At 59.9% G+C, this 8,850-nt stretch carries 7 protein-coding genes and 1 pseudogene; 5 read left to right on the top strand and 3 right to left on the bottom strand.

Going from position 1 to position 8,850, the window contains the following annotated elements; all coding sequences use genetic code 11:
* Positions 1-195: pseudogene (locus tag ETQ85_RS26750) on the bottom strand (hypothetical protein); the annotation flags it as partial.
* On the opposite strand from ETQ85_RS26750, the gene ETQ85_RS24930 reads away from it, so the two are divergent.
* From ETQ85_RS24930 to ETQ85_RS24910, 5 genes are all read left to right on the top strand, one after another.
* The gene (locus ETQ85_RS24930; protein ID WP_222862305.1) at positions 176-634 is read left to right on the top strand and encodes a hypothetical protein; all 459 of its coding nucleotides are present in this window, start codon (positions 176-178) and stop codon (positions 632-634) included. The pseudogene ETQ85_RS26750 and the gene ETQ85_RS24930 overlap by 20 nt on opposite strands.
* A 28-nt stretch (positions 635-662) precedes the next feature.
* Entirely contained in the window at positions 663-929 is a 267-nt protein-coding gene (locus ETQ85_RS24925) for a DUF2933 domain-containing protein (RefSeq protein ID WP_148581658.1), read from the top strand.
* Positions 916-1,566 (top strand): methyltransferase family protein, encoded by a 651-nt coding sequence (locus tag ETQ85_RS24920; protein WP_148581706.1) that lies wholly within the window; start codon positions 916-918, stop codon positions 1,564-1,566. Before ETQ85_RS24925 ends, ETQ85_RS24920 begins: the two co-directional genes overlap by 14 nt.
* Before the next feature lie 42 nt (positions 1,567-1,608).
* The gene (locus ETQ85_RS24915; protein WP_148581705.1) at positions 1,609-3,981 is read left to right on the top strand and encodes a heavy metal translocating P-type ATPase; all 2,373 of its coding nucleotides are present in this window, start codon (positions 1,609-1,611) and stop codon (positions 3,979-3,981) included.
* A gap of 514 nt (positions 3,982-4,495) precedes the next feature.
* A complete protein-coding gene (locus tag ETQ85_RS24910; protein WP_148581704.1) occupies positions 4,496-5,533 on the top strand; it encodes an IS5 family transposase in 1,038 nt (345 codons plus the stop codon).
* Between the two features lie 483 nt (positions 5,534-6,016).
* Here the strand turns inward: ETQ85_RS24910 and ETQ85_RS24905 are convergent, their stop codons facing one another.
* Both ETQ85_RS24905 and ETQ85_RS24900 read right to left on the bottom strand, forming a co-directional pair.
* Positions 6,017-8,359, bottom strand: a complete 2,343-nt coding sequence (locus ETQ85_RS24905; RefSeq protein WP_148581703.1) for an HsdM family class I SAM-dependent methyltransferase — start codon at positions 8,357-8,359, stop codon at positions 6,017-6,019.
* A 3-nt stretch (positions 8,360-8,362) separates the two neighbouring features.
* On the bottom strand, positions 8,363-8,850 hold a 488-nt coding region (locus ETQ85_RS24900; RefSeq protein ID WP_222862304.1), incomplete at its 5' end, for a MerR family transcriptional regulator.

Below are 8,850 nucleotides of genomic sequence, written 5' to 3'. Positions count from 1 at the left end.
CTTGCCGCCGGGCATCTTGTCCATCGGGATGCCGGCCTGGGTGCAATACACGTCGGGGCTCATGGCCGCACCGGCAATCTTGATCATCGGGGCCAGGAAAGTTAGTGTGAGACCAAAGAGGAGATCGGCGATGCCACCCCGTCCTGTATCAAGCAGCCGTGATCCGGTGTGTGGGATGGATGTGCTTGTCGCCAACTCCCGTTTCTCCACGGTCCATCACACACTCACTTTCCATTTTTGCTCGGCGCAGTGCCGGGATCGTTTCCTGGAGATTCCGGCGCTCTATACCGGCGCCCAGCGTACGGCCAATATCCTGCCTATACCGAAGCGGCGGAACTTGCGCATCGCTACGGGCAGTCCTGACGCGCTCGACGACGCCTGTCGGCGTATCCAGACCTTGATGGGCGTGACCTCCGTGTCAGCCAAAGGCAGACGACTTCGGGTGGACTACGATCTGCGGCAGGTCTCGCTTCACCAGATCGAGGCGGAAGCACAAGGCGCAGGCATCACCTTCAGCGGTGGCCTGCATGCACTGCAGCGTAGCCTGTGGCGATTCTTCGAGCACAACGAACTTGAAAACGCGGCCCACGCCGGCACCAGGACGTGCTGTAGCCGTCCACCGACGCCGCACTGATTCGTGTTCTGCAACGCAGGAGGCCGTGATGATCGATTCTCGTGAGCCATCCCAAGCTGGAGCGGATGGTCATCCTCACCATTTTCGGCGTGGCAAGTGGGTGTGGTGGGTGTTTGCCGCGATCGCCCTGTTCTACCTGCTGACGGAACACCGCGCGCATCTGTTTGGTGTCTTGCCCTACCTTTTTCTGCTGGCCTGTCCCCTGATGCACCGTTTCATGCATGGCCATCACGGTGCTCACAAGTCGCATGGTCGCGATACCGGTGAAGGAGGAGACGGCCATGGACGCCAGTAACGGTGATTACGGGTTGTGGACGCTCGTCGCCATCAACTCGATCTTCTTCATCCTGTTTGCCGCCAGTTACTTCAAGCCGCAGAGCAAGCAGGACTGGCGAACGCTGGGCATGTTCTCGGCCTTTGTCGTCGCCCTGTTCACGGAGATGTACGGCTTTCCGCTGACCATCTACCTGCTCTCGGGCTGGCTGTCGGAGCACTTTCCGGGCATCAACTGGCTTTCCCACGATGCAGGACATCTGCCCGAAATGATTTTTGGCTGGAAGGCCAATCCCCATTTCGGCCCCTTCCACCTCCTGTCCAGCCTCGTCATCCTCGGCGGTTTCTGGCTCCTCGCCGATGCCTGGCCGGTGCTCTATGCCGCGCAGAAATCGCGGACGCTGGCGTCGACGGGTCCCTATGCCCGAATCCGTCATCCTCAGTACGCCGCCTTCATTCTCATCATGATCGGCTTCCTGCTGCAGTGGCCGACCCTGGTCACGCTCACGCTGTTTCCGATCCTGCTTGCAACCTACGTCCGCCTGGCGAGACGGGAAGAAAAACAGGCACTGGAGGCATTCGGCGAGGAATACCGCGACTACCTGCTCAGAACGCCCGGGTGGTGGCCAAAGTGGGGTAGCCACCAGACGAAACCTTGAAGGCTGGGTAACTATCAAGGTCGATATAAAAAAGGAGTTGCCATGACATCCCCAGCTTCCGGACACACGCACGACCCTGCCCATCATCACGTTCCGTCCTCTTCTGGGAAAGCGGCGCCAGGAAGCGCGACAGACCCGGTCTGCGGAATGATGGTGAAGCCCGAGTCGACATTCCAAAGTGAGTGGGAAGGCGCGACTTACCGCTTCTGCAGCAGCAAATGCAAGACCAAATTTGATGCAGGTCCGCGTGTGTACTTGCAGCCTGCAAAGCCCGTCGTCACCGATCCCGGCACCGAATACACCTGCCCGATGCATCCGGAGATCCGGCAGATTAGTCCGGGAAACTGTCCGAAATGCGGAATGGCGCTAGAACCGGTCCTGCCTGATCTGGTGACCGAAGACGACAACAGCGAATACCGGGATTTCCGTCGGCGTTTCTGGTTCAGTTTGCCGCTTACCGTTGTGGTGGTGTTCCTGGCCATGGCAGGCCATTTGCTCGGCGGCCTGTCACCGGCTCTTCGCAGTGGCGTGGAACTGGTCCTGACCGTGCCCGTCGTCTTGTGGGCCGGCTGGCCCTTCTTTGTGCGGGGTGCGCAGTCAGTGCTCCATCGTAGTCCGAACATGTGGACGCTGATCAGTCTTGGTACGGGCGCGGCTTTTCTTTACAGCGTCGTCGCGACGCTGGCGCCCGGCTTGTTTCCACTGTCGTTCATGGCCCATGGCCGGATCGGCGTCTACTTTGAAGCGGCGGCCGTCATCATTTCGTTGACGCTGCTCGGCCAGATGCTGGAGCTGCGCGCCCGTTCGCAGACCTCAGCGGCCATCAAGTCGCTACTGGGTCTGGCGCCGAAGACGGCACGGCGGATCCTGGCCGATGGCCGTGAAGAGGATATTCCGCTCAATCATGTCCATGTCGGCGATCTCCTGAGGGTCCGGCCCGGTGAGAAAGTGCCGGTGGACGGTGTTGTGGTCGAAGGAAGCAGTTCGGTCGATGAATCGATGCTGACGGGCGAACCCTTGCCGGTCAGCAAGCGGGCACTGGACAATGTGATCGGCGCAACGATGAACACCTCGGGCAGCCTCGTCATCCGTTCGGAGAAGGTGGGTGCGCAAACCATGCTTGCGCAAATCGTGCAGATGGTCGCTCAGGCCCAGCGTTCCAGGGCACCGATGCAGCGTCTGGCCGACGTAGTTGCCGGGTATTTTGTCGCCGCGGTGGTCACCGTTGCCCTCGCCAGCTTCTTTGCCTGGGGGCTGTTTGGAGGCGATCAGGGTTGGGTCTTCGGACTCATCAGCGCAGTCTCGGTGTTGATCATCGCCTGCCCCTGCGCCCTTGGGCTGGCAACCCCGATGTCGATCATGGTGGCCACCGGCAAGGCCGCCACGCAGGGCATCCTCTTTCGGGATGCGGCCGCAATCGAGGATCTGCGCCGGATCGACACGCTGATCGTGGACAAGACCGGCACCCTGACCGAAGGGCGCCCCGCGTTCGAGCGCGCCGTCGCCTTGCAAGGCAACAGCGAGGACGAGATCCTGCGGCTCGCCGCCAGTCTCGATCAGGGCAGTGAACATCCGCTGGCCGATGCCATTGTGCGTGCCGCGCGTGAGCGGGGGATGAGTCTCGACAAGGTCGAGCAGTTCGAGTCGGCGAGCGGCATCGGCGTTCACGGTACGGTAGGAGGCCGGCGCCTGGCACTCGGTAACATGACGCTGATGGCGCAGGAGGGCATCACGCTTGAATCGTCTACCGAACTTGCAGGGCGTGCCGAAGCGCTCCGCCAGAGCGGCGCCAGCGTGATCCATCTTGCCCGTGACGGGCAGCTTCTCGGCCTGCTGGCTGTTTCCGATCCGATCAAGGCGAGTACGCCGGAAGCCTTGGCGAGCCTGCGGGCGGCGGGGCTGCGCGTAGTGATGGCGACCGGCGATGGTTTGACCACCGCACGCGCTGTGGGGCAGCGGCTTGGTATCGATGAGGTCTACGGAGAGGTCAAGCCGGCCGACAAACTTGCTCTCGTGGAAAGATTCCAGCGCGAAGGACATGTCGTGGCGATGGCCGGCGACGGCATCAACGACGCGCCGGCCCTCGCCAAGGCGGATGTCGGCATCGCCATGGGTACCGGGACCGATGTGGCCATGAACAGTGCGCAGCTGACCCTCGTCAAAGGCGACCTGAGAGGTATTGCCCGTGCCCGTGCGCTGTCAGTCGCCACGGTCCGCAACATGCGGCAGAACCTGGCTTTCGCGTTTCTCTACAACGCCCTTGGTATCCCGATAGCAGCCGGCGCCCTCTATCCGGCGTATGGATTGGTCCTCTCGCCAATGATCGCCGCCCTGGCGATGAGTTTTTCATCGGCCAGTGTGGTCGGAAATGCACTGCGCCTCAGGAAGGCAGAAACAGACACACAGAGCTCCTGAGTTTTCAAGCTGAGCCTGCGCCGGCATGACCTTGCAGCCATTCGTGTGGTGAAGGACTACACACCACTCACTTGGTCGCGAATGTACCCGGTGCACCCTGCCATCCATCGTATCAAGGCGCTTTCGTCGGCAATGGGCGTGGAATGATGCGGGGCTTCACGCTCCCAGCCTGCGGCCATCGCAAAGTGAAATTTCTTGAGATCCAGACTGGGTTCTGAATTGGTCGGTTCCGGAGCCAACCAGGGGGCCAGCTTGGCTGCTGGTATCCAGGGGGCCTGATCACCGGGCTGATTCAGTGGAGCGGTATCGTCATCACCTTTGTCAATGTTCCAGTGGGGTTGAGCATGCAGACGTGCCGCCTCCCTTGGGTCCCACTCGGCTCTGAAACGTAACGCAGAAGCGTTCGGTGCTGGTCCGGTATAGAGCTTGAGACTGACGGGCGCCTCGAAAAACCTCGCCCCACCCGCTGCTTGGTAAAATCCTGCCGTCTTGAACCCCGTTGCCATCTACCCCGATGAAACCCCGTAGCGCCATCAAGATCGACCTGTTCGCCGACGACCACCACCGCAAGAAGATCGACGCCTTGGGCGATCCGCTGGCCGAGATCGAGTCGTACATCGACTTCGCGGCGCTGGCGGCCGAGGTCGATCGGATCGCGCCCCGGCCGGTCAGCCCGCTGGGTGGCCGCCCGCCGTATCCGTCCGAGACGATGGTGCGCATCCTGGTCTTGAAGCGCCTGTACAACCTCTCGGACGAGCAGATGGAGTACCAGCTGCTCGATCGCATGAGCTACAAGCGCTTCTGCGGGCTGGCCAACGCAACGAACATCCCTGATCGCACCACCGTCTGGACCTTCGAGAACCGCATTGGCGAAGCCGGTGCGAAGGCGCTGTTCGACGGCGTATCCGCGCAACTGCTCAAGAAAGGCTTCATCGCGCGGGGCGGGCAGATCATTGACGCCACGCTGGTGCCCGCACCCAAACAGCACAACAGCCGGGGCGAGAAGGAACTCATTGAGCAAGGCGCGATGCCGGCCAGCTGGAAGCCCGCGAAGCGACGCCAGAAGGACCTCGACGCAACGTGGACCAAGAAACACGGCAAGAGCCACTTCGGCTACAAGCTCTCCATCAACGTCGACAAGAAATACAAGTTCATCCGCAAGATTGAGACCGACACGGCGAGCACGCACGACAGCCAGCACTTCGAGAACGTCTTCGACACCGCCAACACCAGCCGGGACGTCTATGCCGACCGGGGCTATCCGTCTGCGGAGCGGGAAGCCTGGCTGAAGGAAAACGGCTTCCGCAACCAGATCCAGCGGAAGGGGCAGCGCAACAAGCCCCTGTCCGACTGCCAGCAGCGGCGCAACACACGTATCGCCAAGACGCGCGCCCGGGTCGAGCACGTGTTCGGGGCCATCGACCAGATGGGCGGCAAGCTGCTTCGCACCATCGGTCAGGTGCGGGCGAACTTTGCGATGACGATGATGGCGGCCTGCTACAACCTGAAGCGGCTGGTTTATTTCCAGAAGGCCGGAATCGAGGCCTTCTGAGGCCCGAAATGGGCCGAATCGCCGGGGCCCGCGGCGATTCGAGGTAAAACCGGGGCGATGTTGCCGGCGACGGCGGTGATTAGCCGAAGAAACTGAACCGGATTCGATCGCGATCAGCGTTGCGCGGTGGGGTTTACTGAAAACTTCGGGTTATTCGAGGTGCCCTGACATGGGTCAGGTAATGCATTCCTGCATCCCAACTGTAGTCAACTGCAACTTCCAGGAAGACGCCATCCTGTCCCTTGGGCTCTCTGATGACCAGCAATGGCATTCGGCCATCGTCATCACGGGTGATCAATGGCTTGCATGCAATCCGCAGGCTCGGTCCCCGTGGGGTTGAGACTGGATGCGCATAGGGGGTCTGGACCCCCAACTGATTGCCGACTGCAATGGCCATCTGGCGCCCAAGGGCTTCTATCTTTGCGACAGGAAAACCCGGCAACGCGTTTGCTGATGCAAGCTTTTGTCTGTCACGGCGTCGGCTCATTTTGTTGTCGTAGCGGAGATGGAAAACAAATCCTCGGTCAGTCGATCTCGAAGCTCCTTGCTGTAGGACTCCCCGCGACTGATGGCCACCCCGATCAGCGCGAGTGCATCGATTTGCTCACTTAGGGCTTCATTTTTGAGGTCGACGAATGGCATTTTGCTCATATAGCGCGCAGAAAGATTGAATTGACCGCCTGCCAGATTGTTCGATATCGCGGCGATCAGTCGCGCTACGGTTGCCGAACTGAGTACCGCAACAGCCGCCAACCCCGTTTTTTCGTTGATAACGGTGCTACCGCTGGGAGTCCAGGCATAGCCTTGGACAACCACATATTCACCCGTGGCATCCCAGGCGAACGATCCCGCATTTCCGAAGTAGGTCGACACGATCTTGGGCATGAATCGCTCATGCACGGCTCGCTTACGCGTCAAGTGCCACCAGGAGGCCTCATCGATACCGGTACGGCGTCGGAGTGCCGACTTGTTGGGCTCCAGATACTCACGCACATAATGGGGAAGCAGCTCGAACAGTTTCTCTTCCGAATCCAGTACGGGGATGGACGCTCCGTAAGGATAGAAAACCCAGTGCCCATCATGAATACGACCATCGCGAATGGACGCGTTAATGATGGCTTTTCGGAAGAATTTACGCTCTGTGCGTGGAAGCCGCTTGAACTCGTCATCGTCCAGCACAAAGGCTTCGTTCAGGCCGGTGATCGTCCCTTGGTTGATCGAATACTGAGAAGACAGCCGGGGTAAAGGCTTGTACTGACGAAGTAGTTTCGTAGACGCAAGCGGACGTGGAGCCCAGCCCGACGTCCCTTCGCAGACTTCGGAGTAAATGCTGTAATCCCCATGATCAATCTCGATCAGGCCATCACTGGGCGTCCAGTCCAGACTGCGCAAGGTCCGTAGGGCGCGATCCGATGCGCCGCTGGTGTGGTCTGCCCAAACCATCAAGGTTGGACAGGGAGACTCACTGACTTCGGCCTGCCGACGCCCTACATAGAGGGAGGCATCAACGGTTGCCTGATCGAAAATCGATTGATTTCCCAGACGCACGACCACTTGCTTGAACGCCAGGGCGTCAAGGCGTTCTCGCAAAGGTTCGGCTGACTTTCCATCAAGCAGAGAGGCAGGCAAGACGGCTCCCATCATGCCCTGCGGGGCAAGACTCTCGACACCTTTGGTCAAGAATGCAAACGCCAGATCCGGCCGAGACTGGGCAAGTGTTCCCAAGGACTCGGTGAGCAACGCTCTGGCCGACACCGAAAGCGAACGCCATGATGCGTAAGGTGGGTTCATCAAGCAGATATCCACCTGCTGTGGCCAGTCGGTGCTGAGCGCGTCGCATTGTTCAATCTCTACCGTCACGCGCCCCTCCCAGCCTCGGGTTTCATGAGCGAGCGCAAAGCGCGCCATCAGGATAGCGGGCAGAGAAACATCAAACCCGACGATTCGTAGTGCGCCGCGATAGTTGTGCAGTGACAACTGCCGGATGCTTTCACGCAGAAACTCACCACTGCCACATGCAGGGTCGATTAGCGTGAGTTGCGGCCGAGCTAGCAACTCCGGTGTCAGGCACTGCTCTACCAACGTGCGCACCAGAGGTGTCGGTGTGAAATAGGCCCCGCTGGAACGCGAGGTCGATCCCAGCGAAATCAGTTCGCCCTCATCCAGCAAGCTCATCTGGGGGGAGAGCATGACCAGATTGTGCGCTTCCTGAAAGATGCGCCCCATGGCGTGGCGCAACACCAGTGGCAGGCGGGGCCGCTTGTCCGTTCCTTTGGGGGACAGCAGATCGGCCATGATGCGCTCACGCGTGGAGCTTCCGACACGAGACCAAGAGGCTTCGCAGCGCGCTTGATCAGCCCAATGCATGGTGTGCACGGTCTCATCAGAGGCTTGCTGCAATGCAAAGAGAAAAGCCTCCAAGCCAGCAGAGCCATCCGGCAGCGTTGATCGAATGCGGTTGTAAATGCCCAGGGCGTGCGCAACCACCGACAGCTCTCGCGGCGCTCGCGCTGTTTCCAGGTAGTGTTGAAAAGCTTTGAGGTTGTTCACCACATCGGCGACGGAAGATCGGATGGGTTCCGACTGGTCCCAACGCAGAACTTCGACACCCGAGGTGTCCACGCGAACGTAGTGATCCACGTCGGCAGACCAAGCCACCTCACGCTGTTCGCCGCGTGCGGTCTCCTCGCCTCTGATGTCCAGGCAGAAATTGCCCTTGGCACCATTAAGCATGACGAAACGTTGCTCTGTCGCATCCTCGCGCAGGGGTACGGGGAGGTATCCCAGCGTTCGACGCCAATCACTGACTTGTAGTAACTCCATCATGGTTTATGCCTGTTTTTGTTTTGGTGGAGATCCAATTGCAGTGGGACCCAAGGCGAGCGACATTTGTGCCGCCTCGTCATCTCCGAGCGAATCTAAAATTCGGGCGCGTAATTCCCGTGCCAAGTCAGGCAAGGACAACTCGATCCGAACGCCTCCAGCCGATTTTTCAGATGAGTTGCCTGGGACGATAGCCATGCACGCCACATCAACGTATACGGTGTGATCAGCCCCACTCAGCAGCAGCACGGACGATTTGCAGGCCTCAAAAAGCGCCACTGCAATCGGCTCCAGCTTGCTGACATCCACCCCTAACTGTTCGACCAAGCGCTTGGTCACGAGCAGGACCAGCACCTCGGAAAAGGTGTAGCAAGGTCCATAGCCACGCCGTCCGGCCAATGCCGAATAGGTGCGCTTCCAGTAACGTAAGGTCTGTTCATTCACTTTCAAAACAGTCCGGACTTGGTGTGGGGATAGCTTCATGGTCAGATTAA

The organism is Zoogloea oleivorans, assembly GCF_008107625.1.
Taxonomy (GTDB): domain Bacteria; phylum Pseudomonadota; class Gammaproteobacteria; order Burkholderiales; family Rhodocyclaceae; genus Zoogloea; species Zoogloea oleivorans.
Note: the sequence above shows the minus strand (reverse complement) of the source record. Positions and strands in the feature narration are given on the sequence as shown.

Bases quoted from the DNA above. Each gene is read 5' to 3' on its own strand.
- ETQ85_RS24905 (WP_148581703.1), bottom strand. From the start codon at position 8,359: ATGATGGAGTTACTACAAGTCAGTGATTGGCGTCGAACGCTGGGATAC.
- ETQ85_RS24925 (WP_148581658.1), top strand. From the start codon at position 663: ATGATCGATTCTCGTGAGCCATCCCAAGCTGGAGCGGATGGTCATCCT.
- ETQ85_RS24915 (WP_148581705.1), top strand. From the start codon at position 1,609: ATGACATCCCCAGCTTCCGGACACACGCACGACCCTGCCCATCATCAC.
- ETQ85_RS24920 (WP_148581706.1), top strand. From the start codon at position 916: ATGGACGCCAGTAACGGTGATTACGGGTTGTGGACGCTCGTCGCCATC.
- ETQ85_RS24930 (WP_222862305.1), top strand. From the start codon at position 176: ATGGATGTGCTTGTCGCCAACTCCCGTTTCTCCACGGTCCATCACACA.
- ETQ85_RS24910 (WP_148581704.1), top strand. From the start codon at position 4,496: ATGAAACCCCGTAGCGCCATCAAGATCGACCTGTTCGCCGACGACCAC.